This is a genomic window from Cetobacterium sp. NK01, assembly GCF_024506395.1.
Taxonomy (GTDB): Bacteria; Fusobacteriota; Fusobacteriia; order Fusobacteriales; family Fusobacteriaceae; genus Cetobacterium_A; species Cetobacterium_A somerae_A.
Map to the genome: position 1 here is coordinate 1,360,547 of NZ_JANIBO010000001.1, position 17,363 is coordinate 1,377,909.

Below are 17,363 nucleotides of genomic sequence, written 5' to 3' on the forward strand. Positions count from 1 at the left end.
AGTCTTTTTTATAAGTATTTCTATTAGAAGAAATACTTAGCTCCAATACTTGCAATGAATAAAGGATCTTCATTAACTATAGGAGAGTCTGTGATTTCACTAGAGAATTTTTCTACTCCTAAGATTCCAATAAGTGAGAATTTCTCATTGTATTTGTATTCAGCACTTAAGTTAGCTCCAATAGATGCAGCTGCGTCAGCTTTATACTCTCTAGTTAGATTGTCTCTATTTGATCTATTAACTTCGCTTGATGTAACTCCAAAGTAGTAATCAGTATAGTCTCCAGAGAATCCTTTAACGTAGATTCCAGGAACTAAAGTGAACTTGTCATTAATGTTGTATGGTCTAAATGCACTGATTTTAGCTTCAGAACCGTGCTCACCAAATTGTACAGAAGCTCCTGTTCTAATACCAGCTATACCAGTATTTAAGTCAGCTCTTAATCCAACCATAGCTTGGAAATCTCTATCATCAATATTAGTATAACCGTGTCCCATATCTTTAGCTTTAATAGGGAAACCAGCCATTGGATCAAGGAAAACAGATAGTGATAAATCCTCTCCTTTAAAGAAGAAATATCCAGGTGTAATTCCTTTAACATAGAAGTTTCCATAGTTAATATCTAAAAGTGGTACAGGATAAGCTTTATCTTCTGCTCCTTTATAAATACTGTTAGAAACCCCAACTCCAACTCCAACTCCATATTTATTTTCTGCTAAAGCTAAAGTAGATAAAGACATGGCTAAAATACCAAAAATAATTTTTTTCATAAGTGCTCCTCCAAATAATAAATTTATAACGGAACAATTATATCATAGAATACTCAGTTTTAAAACCAAGGCCAATATTGAAATCTATTGCTAAAAGCAGTGTATTTTTTTTCCAAATGTAAGAAATCTCATCGTTAGATACTTATCTTATAATCTTCCTCTTTTATTAGAACTAATTTATTTATAAAAATAAAATTGCAAATATAACCAAAAAAGATTGGAAGGACTATAAATAAAACAAAAACAATAATAATATTTTTTAAATCCCAAGACATATGATTAAGAGCATTTATAGGACCAATTAATCCACTTATTCCAAATCCAGCACTAAAAGCAGTTCCTTTTATATTGAAAAAAGCTCCTAAGACACCTAAGATAAAGGCATTGGTAATAATAGGAATTATGATTAAAGGATTTTTTACGAAATTTGCCATTTGAATTTTAGCAGAACCCAAAACAGGAACTAAAGTAATACCAATGGGATTAACTTTAAATCCAGCAAGAGCAAGTCCAAAGGCAGCGGCACAAACTCCTAAATTAGCTGCTCCAGCAGCAATACCGCTAAGGTTAACAGCAAGAGCTATACCAACAGTAGAAAAAGGAGATATAATTAAAATAGAGAAAATGATAGCTATTATTCCTCCAGTTAAAAGCGGTTGCATTTTAACAATCTCTTCAATAGCCATTCCTATTCCACCGTTAATTTTACTGATAAGCGGAAGAAGAGTTAGACCAATCCATCCAACAGCAATAGAAATAATAATAGGAAGAGCTACCATACTTAAACTTTTAACTTTTTGTCTGAAAAAGTAGATAGCTAAAGAAGCAATAAAAGCTGTAACACCAGCATTTACAACATCCCCAGTTCCTGTTAGAACAATACTACCATTTGTAAAGGATACAACTCCTGATCCAATAAAAGTAGCAACTGAAACACAAATACTTTCTAGAGGAGTAAAACTAAGTTGATATGAAACACCAGTTCCAATTGCAAATGGAAGCAAACTTGTTGAAATTTTAGTTAAATTTAATAGATTCATTAAATTTAAACTTTTAGCAATTTCTCCAAGAATTGCAGAAGGGATTAAAGTTGCAACAATACCTAAACTCATACCATTTAATATTTTAAACATTAGTTCTTTTGTTTTCATTTCTTCACCGTCCTATATTATTAATTATATTTAAAACAATTCAGTTTTGTCATATTTATCAATAGACTTAATTTTGATAAAATAAAAAAGCTTTTGGTTTCCCAAAAGCTTTATACTGAAAGTGTCTTTAATAAAGTTGGGATATAAGCCTATATTTTTTTAATACAAATAGGCTCATATCTATAGTGCTAGATATAAACCTTAGTTTTAAAATAATATGTAAACCAAAATATAGCTCTAAAATTTCTTAAAGACATCTTATTAACCTCCGAATTTTTTTATTTGCATAAATATAACATAAAAAAATATTGTTGTAAACATATTTTTGAAAAAATATTTTCAAAAATAAAAAAAGGTGACTATTATATAACAGTCACCATGAGATTATTATAGTTGACAAAACTTGTTAAGACCTATATTAAAGGCTTTTTCTTCTAAAATCCCCTGGACTTTAGAATTACAATAAAAATCTATAACAAAAACATTAGAATTAACTTTTTCATCACTGATAATTAAATCGTAATTGCTACAGTTTGTAAGAAGATTTTTTTTATGAAAAAAAGAAGCTTCTAAATCAAAATTTATATTAGGAATAAGTTTATTTAAACTTTTTTTAAATAAGCTGTAATGGTTAGCATTGACCTCATTAAATAAAAATAAAACATTTTTAATATTGCTAAAATTTTCCTCTATTAGAGCTCTTTTTAAAGCAAAAACGACTGAAAATTTATCCCCTAAAAAGAAATCATAAGAGTATTTTTGTAAAACTAGATTTAATTTATCTAAAAGAATTTTTTCTCCTTCATCAAAATATGTATTCTTAAAATCTATTATTTTATTTTCAAACTTAAAAAAACCAAGATAGATATTGTGGAATAACATTTTTTCTAAATCTTTATTTAGATTAGAAATTTTAAACTCATCTTTTAAAACTTCTAAAATGTCTAGAGCTTTTTGTTTATTGTCACAATCAATATAATAATAATTTAGAATTATTGCTGTAAGGAAAAAAGTAAGATTTTCTTTATATTTTGGACTAAAGTCTTTACCATATTTATTGACTAAAAGCTTTATATTTTTAAACTCTTTAGTTTGTTCATAATCTTCATTTCTATAAAGAGACTCTTCAAAAAGTTCTGAACAAATTTCTAATGAATATAAAAATGCAAAAAGAAAATAGTTTATAGACACATCTGAAAACTTAAGTATAGGATAAATTTGAGATAATCTAGTCTTAGTGTCGAAGCTTTTAACGTCCTCTAAAAGAGATCTTAATGGAGGAACAAGAATATCCTCTTCAATGAAAAGTTTCATGACTTTTCTATGAAAAATTTTCTTATCAGCAAAACTCAATTCAGTTATGAGAAGTCCTTTACCATGAAGGTATTCATATCTAGTACCATTTTTTAAAAATTCATCTTTAACGCTTTGAAAACATCTAAGAATAGTACTTCTAGATAGATCTAAAATTTCTTTTTCTTTTTCTAAATTTAAAAAACCGTGAGCAATAAATTTAATATAGAGATAGTCTATTCGCTCCTCTGCAGTTAAGACATTAAAATTATTAAATAATGTTCTCCACTGATCTTTTGTGAGAATTAAATAAAAAATATCCTCTTTTTTTTCAATTTTCGGTAAATCAATAGACTCTAAAAAATCATTAATTTGCGAAATTGTTTTTAAAATGGCATTTTTTTCAACGTTTAAATACAGGTGCATATCTTCTACAGACATTTCAGTTTGTGATAAAATCTTTAAAATATTAGCAGCTGTTGTATTCATTGAACCACCTCCTACATGAAATAGTGTATCATATCTTTAATAAGAATAAAACTTAAAAAAGAACACCTGAAAAAGTGTTCTTTTATGTTTAATTATTGTTTAATTTTTTTAAACCACTTGTTAAAGCGTGATTTTCTAAAATATCATGAACATTAATAGTACTATAATATTCAACAACTTCTACATTAGAGACAATGTTACTGTCACTAATAATGATATCATAGTTTTCATGATTTTGGATAATATTTTTTTTATGAAAAAAAGTAGCTTCAACATCAAAGTTGATATTAGGAAGAAATACTCTAAGAGATTTTTTAAAAATAATCTGATCAGTAGCAGCAACTTCGTTAAAAAGAAGTAACACATTTTTTATATTAGAAAAGTTTTCATCTATAATAATTCTTCTAATAGCATAAACAATCATAAACTTATCAACTAAATACAAATCATAATTAAAATCTTTTAAAATAGATTCAAAATTATTTAAAATAAATTTGTGTGGCTTATTAAACGATACATTAATAATTTTTATAATTTTATTATTATATTTAAAAAATGAAAGATATAACTTATTAAAAAGCATTTTTTCAAGCTCTTTATTTTTTATATCTATTTTAAATTTCAATTTAATAGATTCAATGAGATTAAAACAAATACTTTTTATACTATTTTCTAAAATTCCCTTTTCCAAATAAAGATTCGTTAAAAAATGAGAAAGTTGATTTTTAAACTCTTCATTAAACTCTGGACCAAAAGTATCTATATTTTCTCTAATCTCTTTAAACTTATCTAAAGTTAAATTTGATTTATCAATAAAATTAAATCCTCCAAAAATATTTATACAAATTTCTAAAGAGCATATAAAAGAGAGTAAAAAATAGTTAATAGAAATATTAGAGTTTTTAAGTATAGGATAAAGTTGAGAAAGTCGTTCTTTTGTATCAAATGGTTTAATTGTATTTAAAAGATTTTTTCTTGCAGGAACAAGAATATCCTCCTCAATAAAAAGTTTCATAAGCTTTTTATAAAAATTTTGTTTATCTTTAAGTGAGAGTTCTTTTAAAACAAGGCCTTTTCCATGGTTATATTCATAGGTACTTCCATTCTTTGAAAATTCATCTTTAACATTTTGAAAGGATCTTAAAATAGTGCTTCTTGAAATATCTAAAATCTCTTTTTCTCTTTCTAAATTTAAAAACCCAGTGGAAATAAATTTAATAAAAAGATAATCAATTTTTTCATCAAAAGTTAAAATTGTAAAATTTTCAAAAACTATCTCTAGTTCTTTAGGTGTTAGTTTTAAAAAATAAATGTCATGAAATTTTGAAATAATAGGAAGTTCAATTGATTCTAAAAACTCATTAAGTTGTGTAATTGTTTTGATAATTGAGCTTCGCTCAACGTTAAAATACAGTTGCATATCATCAATAGACATCTCATTTTGAGATAAAACTTTTAGAACATTAGCAGCTGTTGTATTCATTAATACCACCCCCCGACTATAATAGTTTATCATAGATAGAGCAAGATTAGAATAGTAACACTATAAAAATGACTAAAGATCCAATATATCACTTTTGCTTCTCTAAAAAGAAAAATTGAAATATTTAATTTATAGATTATATATGATACTATAAATGCATATAAGAGATTAATTAAATCTCTATAAAGCTTTTATAAATGCGGAGGGGAACAGAATTATGACAAAAGGAACAGTAAAATGGTTTAACAAAGAGAAAGGATTTGGATTTGTAACTTGTGAAGAGGGAAAAGATTACTTTGTACACTTTTCAGGAATCATTGGTGATGGATTCAGATTTTTAGAAGAGGGACAAAACGTATCTTTCAAAATTGAAAGTGGAGATAAAGGACCTTTAGCAAAAGAGGTTCAAGCTAACTAGCACCTAATCCTAATAATAAAATATAAAAAAGGATGGATTTATTCCATCTTTTTTATTTATTATTGTTTTTAAGTTATATTCTAATTAAAAAAAGTATTGCAGAAAAAGATGTAAGTAGATATAATATAAAAAATAAAAATATACGGCAAACTATGAGAAATCATAGGACGCAAAGCTATAGGGCCTTTAAAATGGTAGCCAGTTGCACTTATTCTTTAATCAAGGGGTAAGTGTTTTTTTTTTGAAAAAATATTTTAAAGAAGGAAATAAAAAATATCTATAATATAAATAGATATAGATTAAATAATTAGGGGTGTTGTATTATGCATAAAACAGAGATAAAAAAGGAGTTAAATAAATATCATATTAATTCCACGCATGAAAAGATATTGAGAAGAATAAATGAAAACCCAGGGATAACATTATGCGAATTGACAAAGGGGATAGAACTATCAAAGGGTTCAGTATCAATTTGTATAAAAAAATTAGAAGAGAAAAATTTAATTCAAAAATATGGAACATTTGATGATAAAAGAGTTTTTAGACTTCATCCAACAAAAATGGGAAAAGATCTATGTAGTAGAATAAAATTAATGCAAATATTAAAAATATAACCTCTATAATTTTTATAGAGGTTACATTTTTATATGGGTAAAGAATATTGTTTTATAAAAGGGTAACGATTTATAACTTTTAGTTTTTCAAAAGTTATAACTGATAGATTTTCATCATTTGATATATAAGAATCTAATTCAGACTCCATTATAAATTTAGATATTCGAATGTTTTCTTTTATAAAGAAAGTATTTTGAATAATAGGATGTAAAAACTTAGGAATTTCTTTAAAAACAACAATAGTATCAGTAAGTTCTGAAATATTACTTTTATTTAAATTCCAAAGATAAAGAAAAATAATATTAGATAGTTGAATATTAAAATATATTTTTTTTAATTCTAAAAAAAGAGCAGCACATTCAAATTTAATTTTATTATCTAAAGATAGATTTAAAAATGAAAGATCAAACATACCTAAGAAAGAACTTTCTTTACTTGCTGTATTAACTCTATTTAAAAATTTTTCAAAAAAATTATCTTCAGATACACTGAAAGAGACATTTTTTAAAAAAAGTTCTTTTAATTTCAGGTTTTCTTTTTTTAGTGAAACACCATCTTTTTTTAATGTTCCATTGCAAAATTGTAAAGTTAAAGTAAAAATTCTTATATATTTAATTGGAAAATCTCCTAATAGTGAATTTTTGAAAAATTTGTATGCCCTTTCCATAGTTTTCATTGGAAAAACATCAAGAAAATATTTTTTAAACTCTTCAAAAGAAAGAGTTTTAATTTTATTTAAAGAGTTTTCATAACCATAAACTATATATAAGCTTTTAATTAATTTTTTATTGTTTATAAATATATCAAAATCAAATGTATAAGTAAAATAATCAATCTCATTATTTAATTTTATATAGATATTTTGTTGAAAAAATTCAGAATAATCTTGAGACATTATAAATGGAAGTTCATCAACTTCAATTAAAAATTTAAAAAGATACGATAAAGAACAAATTTTTTGGTCATCACAATCACCTAAAATACTAATTCCTTTACTAGGAATACTAGATATTTCCAAGTTATAAATTTTCAATTTTTTTTTAATACTTATTAAATCATCATTTAAAGTTCTTCTTGAAACATTGAAGATAATAGATAGAGTATTAAGGTTTAAATCATAATCTCTTAACAGTTTTAAAATAATATAAAAAATCCGATCATCTTTGCTAAAAATTTGATGTTTTTTTAAAGTTTTAAAAATAGTTTTATTATTATTAATCTCATTAATTATACTAGCTAATGAGTTGTTAGAATTTTTATTATCAATATAGTGATAAATTTGTTTTATATATAAAATTACATTTTGTTTATTCATTTTTAAGAATTTTGCAATGAACTCTATATTTTTTTCTGGAAGAAAATTTAATAATCGATATATTCTAATATGAGTAGTTGTAATATTTATTTTCATTTTAAATCCCTTTCAAAATAATATCAATCTAGTATATCATTTATATCAAAAAAATAAAACAAAAACAAAAAAATATTTTATTTATTAGAACATAGTTTTTTTAAAGTATTTTCTAAAATATGACTATTAATAGCAGATAAAATCTGGATAGGATTAAAGCTATTTACAATTAAAGTATTTATATTTAAACTAGGTTCATCACTTAAAATTAGGTCATATTTATTTTTATAATTTTCAGGATTTAATTTATAAAAAAAAGTGGACTCAATATCAAAATTAAATTTTTTACTATAATCAGCTAGATTATCTTTAAGGTATCTATCATCTGAAATAACGACTTCGTTAAATAATAAAAGAATATTTTTTAGAGAACTTTTATGATGTTCAACAATTATTTTAGTTAAAATTTGAATAATAGATATCTTGTCACAAAAGAATAACTTTATATTATTATAATCTAAAATATCATCAAAAATATTTAAAAGAAGTTTTTCATTGTCGTTTATTATAATGTTTCGAACTTTAAAAATATAGTTATCATGTTTAAAAAGTGAAAAGCATAATTTTTTTAATAAAACTTTTTCTAAAACAGGATCTAAATTATGTAAGTCTAGTTTATCTTTTAAGTTATTAATAACTGTTAAAGCTTTTTTTAATATATTTGGTTCAAAGTTAATATCATTATTTATTAAAGAGACTACAAAGAAAAAAACCTGATTTTGATAGTTAGAGTTATAATCTTTTAAAGTAGTTTTTATAACTTTTTCTAATTTAATATACTTATTATAATCATAATCTTTTTTAAAGTTAAATCCTCCAAAAACGTCTATAGATATATAAAGAGAACATAAAAAAGATATGATAAAGTGCGTAGTAGGAATATCTAAAGTTTTAAATATTGTATAGAGTTTATTGAGTAAAGACTTTATATTGTAATCCTTAATTAAATCAGTTATGAAAATAGAATGATTTAAAGAAAAGTCACATTTTACAAAAAATTTAACTAATTTTTTTGAAAAAATAGCTTTGTCCATTTCAGATAAAAAAGCTAGTCTTAGTCCTCTTCCTACACTATATTCATATTGTGATCCATTATTTTCTAATGTCCTTTTTACTTCATTAAAATATCTTATTATTGAACTTCTAGATAGATCTAATCGTTCTTTTTCAGCTTCTAAATTAATAAATTTATTATGTATGAATTTTATGTATAAGTAGTCTACGATCTCATCACTGGTGATGAAATCATTTCGCTTGAAAAGAGTTTCCCATTGAAACTTTGAAAGTTTAAGAGAATAATTGGTATTATTAAGTTCTATTAAAGGAAGTTTTTCATCCTTTAAAAAAGAGTTAATAGAATTGATATTTTTGTAAATAGATTTTTTTTCTAAGTTTAAATATAAAGAAAATTCATCTAAAGAAAACTCTCCTTGTGAAAGAAGTGTTAATATATTTATATTTGTTGTATTAATTTGAATCACCCCATTATAGGTTATATCATACAAGAAAAATAAAGAAAATATGAAAAATTTTATATTTAACCTAAAAATACATATAAAAATCTTCTATAAATAAAAAAGATAGTTATAAGATTAATAACTATCTTTTATATAATTTTTTAAAATGATGGTGGATTAGAAACCCACAGTATTTTTGCATGTCCTTTTCCACAGTTAGATAAGTAATGATTTTTTCCAGAGCTGTAATAGAAGGCTTCACCTTTTTTAGCTTTATGAATTTTATCACCTAAATGAATAAGAATTTCACCTTTTAAAACATAACCGAACTCTTGTCCATCATGGGCAATCTCTTCTTTATACCTTCCTCCCTCTTCTAAAGTCAAAAGAATAGGTTCCATTTGATTTTTTTGAGCATTGGGAATAATCCACTCAACTTTATATTTTAGTTTAGAATCAGTAAGTTCGAAGGCATCATTCTCATCAAAAACAATTTTTTCGTCACTATCATCACTAAAGAAATCTTTTAAATTTGTTCCAAGACCTTCAAGTATATCAGCTAAATTGGCAATAGAGGGAGATGTTAAATTTCTTTCTACTTGAGATATAAAACCTTTAGATAGCTCGCACCGACTAGCTAGCTCATCTTGAGTAAGATATTTTTCTTGTCTTAGTCTTTTTATTTTTTTACCGATTTCCATATAGATCTCTCCTTAAGTTATAGATAATATAGTATATGATCTTTTCTATAAAAAAGCAATTGACAAAAAATTAAAAAATGAATATTATGTAATAAAAGTTAAAAATATTAAATATTAAATATATTTTTTTAAACAAAAGTTTAATATTTTAATATTTAAATTTAATTTTTTATTAAAAAACTGATTTTAGGAGGGAAAATTGAAATTAGAAACACTTGGAAGACACATATTAATTGAGTTTTATAACTGCGATGAGGAGATATTAAAAAATCCCACTCTCATTGAAAAACACATGAATGAAGCAGCAGAGATTGCTAAAGCAACAATAGTTCAATCTGTATTTCATCATTTTAATCCTTATGGAGTATCAGGAGCAGTGATTATCTCAGAATCACATTTAGCTATACATACTTGGCCAGAATATGGTTATGCAGCAGTGGATGTCTTTACTTGTGGAGATAAAATAGACCCTTGGACAGCTTTTAAGTTTTTAGAAGATGTTTTTAAATCAGATAGAAGTGAATCAATAGAAGTGCCAAGAGGAATGGTAGAAAAAATAAGAAATTATTCAAAAAAAGATTTAGGAAAAATAACTTTTAAGCCTGAGGAGGAATAAGATGCTAGATTTATGGTTTACAGAAAGATGGTCAAAAGATACTAAGTTTTCAATAAAAGTAAAGGAACATCTTTATTCAGAGGAAACGCCTTTCCAAAAAATAGATTTTTTTACATCTGATGAGTATGGAAGATTTTTTACTTTAGATGGAATGATAATGATAACAGAGAAGGATGAGTTTATATATCATGAGATGATAACTCACGTGCCTATGTGTACAAATTTAAATATAAAAAAAGTTTTAGTTATCGGAGGTGGAGATGGAGGAACTGTGAGAGAGCTTACAAGATATAAAACTATTGAAAAAATAGATATGGTTGAAATTGATGAAAGAGTTGTAAGATTATCACAAAAATACCTTCCTTTTACAGCTGATAAATTAAAAGATAAAAGAGTTACCCTTTATTTTCAAGATGGTTTAAAATTTGTAGAGGAGTGTGCAAAAGATAGCTATGATTTAATTCTCGTAGATTCAACAGATCCAATATCAGTGGGAGAAGGCCTTTTTACAACAGAGTTTTATAAAAATTGTTATAGAGTTTTAAAAGAGGATGGAATTTTAGTAAATCAACACGAATCACCATATTATGAGAGATATTCTCAAGAGATGAAAAAAGCTCATAATAAAATAAAAAATATATTTTCAATTGCAAAAGTTTATCAATTTCATCAACCTACATATGCATCAGGGCATTGGTTATTTGGATTTGCTTCTAAAAAATATAATCCTATTTTAGATTGTAAATGTGAAGAGTGGAATAATTTAAATTTAACTACAAAATATTATAATACAGATATTCAGAAAGCGGCATTTGCTTTACCAAATTATGTAAAAAAACAATTGGAAGAAAAATAAATTTGGAGACATAAAAGAGATTTTGCTAAAATATACTATAAGAAAACTATAGTAGGGAGGCAAAATTGAAAAAAATACTTGGAGTGATGGTTTTTCTTTTAACAACACTTACATTTACAATGAATGATGATCAAAAGGTTATTTTAAATTTGGTGAATAAAGAAAGAGTTAGTAGAGGGTTAAAACCTATGAAATTAAATACTAAACTAAATAAATTAGCTAAAATTAAATCAGATGATATGCATAGAAATAGTTATTTTAGTCATAAATCACCAGTTTATGGCTCTCCATTTGATCTTATGAAAAAATATAATGTAGATTATATGACAGCAGGGGAAAATATAGCCAAAGGACAGGATACCCCAGAATTTGTTATGAAATCATGGATGAATTCATCCGGGCATAGAAAAAATATTTTAAATCCTAGATTCAAAGAGATGGGAGTTTCTAGAGATGAATATGGAAATAACATATGGACACAGATGTTTATAGGAAGTTAAATAATAATAGTAGGTTTTTATTAAAACCTGCTATTTTTTTATTGTGTCAACTCTTATAATATGGAAAATAACCCCTACAAGTATAAAGAAAAGAAAAATTTTTCCAATAATAAAAGGCATAAAAAACATTCCTAAAGTCATACCAAAAATTGTTGATACTATGCCAATAATTTTATTTTTTTTAGTAATTCCTTTATTTATTCTGTAATCTTTTAAGTGTTCGCCAAAATATTTATTATTAAGTAACCATTCATAAAATCTATCAGATCCTCTTTCAAAAAAATAAGCTGCAACTAAGATAAAAGGGACTGTTGGAACAATGGGAAGGAAAGCTCCTATAATTCCTAAAGCTAAAAAAATAAAACCTAAGAAGGTAAAAAATTTTCTTTTCACAGCGAAAACCTCCACATAAAAAGTTTTGGTAAGGATTTAAAAATAAATATAGTATAATACATAAAAGAAAAAAATAAAAGGGAGGAAATTATGATTTTAGGAATAGTATTTGTAATTATATTAGTTATATTAATCGCTTATATTATAGGGGTTTATAACAAATTAGTGAAGGAGAGAAACTTTGTAGATGAGGCGTTTTCAACTATTGATGCTTATTTAAAGAAAAGATATGATTTAATACCAAATTTAGTAGAAACAGTAAAAGGATACAAAAACTATGAAGGTAGTACATTAGAAGCTGTTATTGCAGCAAGAAACAGATATATGACAGCAACAACTCCAGAGGAAAAAATAGAAAATGAAAATATGATAACAGGAGCTTTAGGTAAGTTATTTGCTTTAACAGAAAATTATCCTGATTTAAAAGCTAATGAAAATTTTATGAAATTACAAAATGAATTAGTAAATATAGAGGAAGATATTTTACAAGCAAGAAAATATTATAATGGTAGCGTAAGAGTTTATAATACAATGTGTGAGACATTTCCAAGTGTTATAGTGGCTAATAACTTTGGATTTAAAAAATATCCATTCTTTAAAGTTGAAAATGAAGAGGAAAGACAAAATGTTAAAGTACATTTCTAGTTTGTTCTTTATATTTGTAACATTTATATTTGCAGATGCAGGTTATGTTATAGATAATTATAATATAGATATAAAAATAAATGAAAAAAATATCTATGATGTAAATGAAAATATAAGAGTGGATTTTTTACAGCCAAGAAGAGGAATATATAGAGTTATTCCAGAGGAGTTTAATGGAAGAGAGATAAAAATTTCTGATATAAAAACAAATGCTCCAACAGTTGCAAAAGATGAAGGGAACTATATCTATCTAAGATTAGGTGATCCAAACAGATATTTGACAGGTTTAAAAGACTATATAATTAAATATAAATATAATATTGGTTGGGACAGAGATTCTAGTTATGATGAAGTTTACTATAATTTAATTGGAAATGACTGGGATACAGATATAAATAGAGTTGAGTTTAAAATAGAATTGCCTAAAAGTTTTGACGCTAGTAAAATTAATTTTACAGTTGGAAGCTATGGTAGTACAAATACAAAAGGAGTTACTTATAGTGTTAATGGTAATACCATAACAGGCTATACAACTGTTATTTTAAAGCCAAAGGAAAGTGTAACAATAGCTCTTCCTTTACCAGAAGGATATTTTAATTTTACAGAGCAAAAAATAATGTTTTATGTATTTAAAGGTGTTTTATACTTAATATATTTAATAATACCAATAATTGCCATAACTCTTATGAAAAAATATAGAGATAAAGAGACTATTATCCAAACTGTAGAGTTTTATCCTCCTGATAACTTAACACCTACAGAGATAGGTTACTATATTGATGGAATTATACATTCAAAGGATTTAACAAGTTTAATTTTCTATTGGGCTAATAGGGGATATTTGAAAATATATGAGTTGAAAGGTAGTGGAATTTTTTCAAGAGATGAGTTTGAAATAGAATTTTTAAAAGACAGAATTGATTCAGAAAAAGATTTTGAAAAATATATGTACAATGCTCTTTCAGCATATAAAAATTCAGAGAATAAAGTAAATATAAAAAATTTAAGAAATAAATTTTATAAACATATAGATAAAGCAGCTGAGATTTTAGAAATAGATTTAATTATGAATAAAAAATCTTTATATAGTTCAAAGAGCTTAAGGGCTGGAAACACTATGAGAACTTCAATACTTTTTATAGCTGCAGCAAGTTTTGGTTATTTCTACTACTTTGGGGCAACTCAAGGGCTAAGCACTTTTATAACGGTTATTTTAGGGATGACCTCAGCTTTAGTAACACTAGCTGTTAGTGGAAAAATAAAAAGTAAAACACCATATGGATCGGAGATCTATGGAAAAGTATTAGGATTTAAAAGATTTTTAGAAACTGCAGAAAAAAGAAAATTAGAGATGCTTTTAGAAGAAAATCCTAGTTATTTTTATAACATACTTCCATATACGATTGTTTTAGGTGTAAGTAATATATGGGCAGATAAGTTTAAAGATCTTGTTGTAGAACCACCGCAGTGGTATGGCGGACCTAATGTTGGAGATGCTTTTGTATTAGGAGTTTTCATGGGTAGTTTTACTAACTCTTTATCAGCTTTTAATGATACGATGTTATCAGCTCCAAAAGCCCCTACTAACTTTGGAGGAGGCTCTTCATCTATGGGAGGCGGATCTTCTGGTGGCGGTGCCGGCGGAGGCGGAGGCGGAAGTTGGTAGTTAAGATAAAAAACATATATAAAAGCCTAGTATTAAATTGACCCCTTTAGTAGGATTTGATATAATAAAAGTCTATGTATAAATAAAAAGGGAGGATGAATGCTAAAGGTTTTTATATTATGTTTTCTTTTAACTCAGCTATTATTTGCTACAACTTACATACCTAAAAATATAAAAGAGGAAAAAATATTAGAGAGTTATAAAGGTCGACAATTAATTTTAGGTTTAAAAACATCAGAATTTGATAACACCATAGTAGATAATAAGTCGGTAAATAGTATAATAGAGGATCTATTGAAAAATTATTTAGGTCTTAATATCAAGGTAGTAAAAGGAAATTGGAATGAAATAATATCTATGTATAATAAAAAAGAGATAGATATTATAGGCTCAATAACTCAAAGTGAAGAGAGAAAAGAAAATAGTGTATTTAGTTTACCTTTATATGATGATTCAATATATTTAGCATCATCTAGTGATAAAAAGTTTAATCCTAAAGATTTAAAGAGTTTAGAGGGAAAAAATATTTTTGTAACAAAAGACTCTATTTATAAGGGATATTTAAAAAAGTTTTTAAGAGGAAATGATATAAATGTAAATTTAATAGAAGTAGATGATAGTTTTTCTAAAAAAGATGAAATAATTTTAACTTCTAAATATAATGTATATGGTTGGGAAAATATTCTGAAAATTGGGTATCTTCCAGATTCGACTATAGGATTAAAAAAAACTTTAGGAGACTTAAGAGTAATTATAAATAATGCGCTTTTAGAAAAATATCAGGGGGAGTTAGCTAAGCATCTTGAAAAACAATCTAATGTTGTGTTTAAAAAAAGTTTTTTGAACTCTTTAACAGCGGTAGAGCAAAATTATTTAGCAACACTACCTGATTTAACAATAGCTTTAGAACCAAATCATACCTTAAGTTACTATTCAAAAGAGTTAAATAAATTTGTAGGAGTTATACCATTTTTTATAGAAAGATTTTCTAAAAGAACAGGTGTAAAATTTAAAATTGTAAATGATAGAAATAACAATTGGGATGATATATATAAGGATTTTTTAAGGGAGAAAATTAGGATAGTACCTCTTCCTGAAAATAATGAATGGAATGATGAGATAGTTTTTACCGAACCTATATATAATCCAACTCTTTATAAGGTGTCGAGTTTTTTTTCTCATAACACAAAAATAGGAGTTGTAAAAGGCTCAATAGAAGAAAGTTTTGTTCAGGAATATTATTTGAAAAATGATATTTTATTTTTTAGAAATTATGATGATCTTGAAAAGGCTTTAAATAATTATATGATAAATGCAGCTTTTTTATTTGATATTAATAAGATGGATACAAGTAAATTTAAAGTTGATGAATTTATGAAAATTCCTATCTCTTTAGGACTTCATAAAAGTGATGAAACTTTAAAAGAGATATTTAATAAAGGAATAAAAAATGGATTGAGTCTAAAAAGACTAGAAGAGGAAGCAGATATTATAAAAAAGCAAGAGGCTTTTAACGAGTATCAAAAATTTCAACTGACTAATAAAATACTATATTTATTATTAGGAATTTCAATACTATTAGTAATGAGCTCTGTATATAAAATGCTTTTAAATCATAAAATAACGAAAGAGTTAAAGAAAGATTCAATTACAGGGCTTGCTAATAGAGTTGAGTTTTTAAATTTTATTGAAGAAAAAAAAGATACAAGGGGTTGTGCAGTAGTAATAGATATAGATAATTTTAAAGAGATAAATGATAAATATGGGCAAAGCTCAGGAGACTATATTTTAAGGGTTGTTGGACAATATTTAAAAAATATTTTTATGAATCAAAAAATATTTAGAGTTTCAGGAGATGAATTTAATATTTTTTATGAAGAGGAGTTTCTATTTAAAAAATTAGAACAATTAAAAAAAGAGCTACACTCTTTAAAATTAAGTTATCAAGTCAACCTAAGCATAGGGGTTTATGAAAATATTGATAAGGAATTAGAAGAAGCTTTTAAATATGCAAATATGGCTATGGAAGAGGCAAAAAAAAATAATGATTTCTCCTATATAAATGCAACAAAGGATCTAATTGAAAAAAAGGAGAGAGAACACTCTATAAAATCACTTTTAAGAAATAAAGAATTAGATGGAATTTATGCAGTATATCAACCTAAATTTCATATAAAAAATAAAAACATTATTGGAGCAGAAAGTCTTGCTAGATGGAAAGATAAAGAACTAGATATCATATATCCAGGAGAGTTTATACCAATAGCAGAGGATATAAATCTTATCTATTTAATAGATTATAAAATAGCAGAAGAAACTATAAAATTTATAAAAAGTTTGAAGGATAAGCATTTAATAGACAGTAATTTTAGAATATCTTTTAATTTATCTATGAAGTCTTTAGAAAGAGACGATGTAGTAGAACATATAAAGAGATTATTAAATGAAAATGAAGTATTAGGAGAAAATATTGAAATAGAAATAACAGAATCAATATTTTCAACAAATTTAAAGGAAACTCTAGGAAAAATAAAAGAGTTAAAAAGTTTAAATATAGCTTTAGCGATGGATGACTTTACAGCAGGACATTCAACAGTTAGTTTGCTACCAATTTTACCATTAGATGTAATAAAGTTTGATAAAGGAATTTTAGATGCAATAGGAACTAAAGATGATTTAGTAGCATCAAATATATATATGGCTTTAATAGGGCTTGTAAAAGATTTAAATCTTAAAATTGTATCAGAGGGAATAGAAACAACATCCCAATTAGTGTTTTTAGAAAAAGCAGATGTTGATATTGGACAAGGATATATTTTTAGCAAACCTATAGAAGGCCCAGAGTTTCTAAAAAAACTCAATAAAAATACAGGTCCTCAATAGGAACCTGTATTTTTTA

16 protein-coding genes and 1 riboswitch are annotated in these 17,363 nt (G+C 25.4%); of the genes, 8 read left to right on the forward strand and 8 right to left on the reverse strand.

Annotation, left to right across the window (positions count from 1 at the left end; all coding sequences use genetic code 11):
* Nucleotides 1-23: 23 nt before the first annotated feature.
* From NON08_RS06665 to NON08_RS06680, 4 genes are all read right to left on the reverse strand, one after another.
* Complete coding sequence (locus NON08_RS06665; protein ID WP_256690669.1) at nt 24-770, reverse strand: MipA/OmpV family protein; 747 nt, start codon at nt 768-770, stop codon at nt 24-26.
* 134 nt (nt 771-904) lie between these two features.
* Entirely contained in the window at nt 905-1,921 is a 1,017-nt protein-coding gene (locus NON08_RS06670) for a PTS sugar transporter subunit IIC (RefSeq protein ID WP_256690670.1), read from the reverse strand.
* 387 nt (nt 1,922-2,308) lie between these two features.
* The gene (locus tag NON08_RS06675) at nt 2,309-3,703 is read right to left on the reverse strand and encodes a hypothetical protein (protein WP_256690671.1); all 1,395 of its coding nucleotides are present in this window, start codon (nt 3,701-3,703) and stop codon (nt 2,309-2,311) included.
* Nucleotides 3,704-3,791: 88 nt separating this feature from the next.
* Complete coding sequence (locus NON08_RS06680; RefSeq protein ID WP_256690672.1) at nt 3,792-5,186, reverse strand: hypothetical protein; 1,395 nt, start codon at nt 5,184-5,186, stop codon at nt 3,792-3,794.
* Nucleotides 5,187-5,403: 217 nt separating this feature from the next.
* Between NON08_RS06680 and NON08_RS06685 the strand changes: the two genes are divergently transcribed.
* Both NON08_RS06685 and NON08_RS06690 read left to right on the forward strand, forming a co-directional pair.
* Entirely contained in the window at nt 5,404-5,604 is a 201-nt protein-coding gene (locus NON08_RS06685; protein WP_240219394.1) for a cold-shock protein, read from the forward strand.
* Between the two features lie 134 nt (nt 5,605-5,738).
* Nucleotides 5,739-5,814, forward strand: a riboswitch (cyclic di-GMP riboswitch).
* A gap of 113 nt (nt 5,815-5,927) precedes the next feature.
* Entirely contained in the window at nt 5,928-6,218 is a 291-nt protein-coding gene (locus NON08_RS06690; RefSeq protein WP_256690673.1) for a MarR family transcriptional regulator, read from the forward strand.
* 29 nt (nt 6,219-6,247) lie between these two features.
* Here the strand turns inward: NON08_RS06690 and NON08_RS06695 are convergent, their stop codons facing one another.
* From NON08_RS06695 to NON08_RS06705, 3 genes are all read right to left on the reverse strand, one after another.
* Nucleotides 6,248-7,630: a hypothetical protein gene (locus NON08_RS06695; RefSeq protein ID WP_256690674.1), complete on the reverse strand. Its 1,383-nt coding sequence runs from the start codon at nt 7,628-7,630 to the stop codon at nt 6,248-6,250.
* Nucleotides 7,631-7,707: 77 nt separating this feature from the next.
* Nucleotides 7,708-9,111, reverse strand: coding sequence for a hypothetical protein (locus NON08_RS06700; RefSeq protein ID WP_256690675.1), 1,404 nt, complete (start codon nt 9,109-9,111; stop codon nt 7,708-7,710).
* 137 nt (nt 9,112-9,248) lie between these two features.
* Complete coding sequence (locus tag NON08_RS06705) at nt 9,249-9,788, reverse strand: helix-turn-helix domain-containing protein (protein WP_256690676.1); 540 nt, start codon at nt 9,786-9,788, stop codon at nt 9,249-9,251.
* Nucleotides 9,789-9,987: 199 nt separating this feature from the next.
* Here NON08_RS06705 and speD point away from each other — a divergent pair, with 199 nt between their 5' ends.
* The 3 genes from speD (at nt 9,988) to NON08_RS06720 (ending at nt 11,760) form a co-directional block, all read left to right on the forward strand.
* The gene (gene speD / locus NON08_RS06710) at nt 9,988-10,404 is read left to right on the forward strand and encodes an adenosylmethionine decarboxylase (RefSeq protein ID WP_256690677.1); all 417 of its coding nucleotides are present in this window, start codon (nt 9,988-9,990) and stop codon (nt 10,402-10,404) included.
* Between the two features lies 1 nt (nt 10,405).
* Nucleotides 10,406-11,260, forward strand: a complete 855-nt coding sequence (gene speE / locus NON08_RS06715; RefSeq protein ID WP_256690678.1) for a polyamine aminopropyltransferase — start codon at nt 10,406-10,408, stop codon at nt 11,258-11,260.
* A gap of 65 nt (nt 11,261-11,325) precedes the next feature.
* Nucleotides 11,326-11,760, forward strand: a complete 435-nt coding sequence (locus NON08_RS06720; protein WP_256690679.1) for a CAP domain-containing protein — start codon at nt 11,326-11,328, stop codon at nt 11,758-11,760.
* Nucleotides 11,761-11,790: 30 nt separating this feature from the next.
* Here NON08_RS06720 and NON08_RS06725 read toward each other — a convergent pair whose 3' ends face one another.
* A complete protein-coding gene (locus NON08_RS06725; protein WP_256690681.1) occupies nt 11,791-12,153 on the reverse strand; it encodes a YbaN family protein in 363 nt (120 codons plus the stop codon).
* Between the two features lie 90 nt (nt 12,154-12,243).
* Here NON08_RS06725 and NON08_RS06730 point away from each other — a divergent pair, with 90 nt between their 5' ends.
* The 3 genes from NON08_RS06730 to NON08_RS06740 all read left to right on the forward strand — a co-directional run bounded on the left by NON08_RS06730 (nt 12,244) and on the right by NON08_RS06740 (nt 17,347).
* Nucleotides 12,244-12,798, forward strand: a complete 555-nt coding sequence (locus NON08_RS06730) for a LemA family protein (protein ID WP_256690683.1) — start codon at nt 12,244-12,246, stop codon at nt 12,796-12,798.
* Nucleotides 12,779-14,464, forward strand: a complete 1,686-nt coding sequence (locus NON08_RS06735; RefSeq protein ID WP_256690684.1) for a DUF2207 domain-containing protein — start codon at nt 12,779-12,781, stop codon at nt 14,462-14,464. The genes NON08_RS06730 and NON08_RS06735 overlap by 20 nt, the downstream gene beginning before the upstream one ends.
* A 99-nt stretch (nt 14,465-14,563) precedes the next feature.
* Entirely contained in the window at nt 14,564-17,347 is a 2,784-nt protein-coding gene (locus NON08_RS06740; RefSeq protein ID WP_256690685.1) for an EAL domain-containing protein, read from the forward strand.
* The last annotated feature ends 16 nt before the right edge of the window (nt 17,348-17,363 follow it).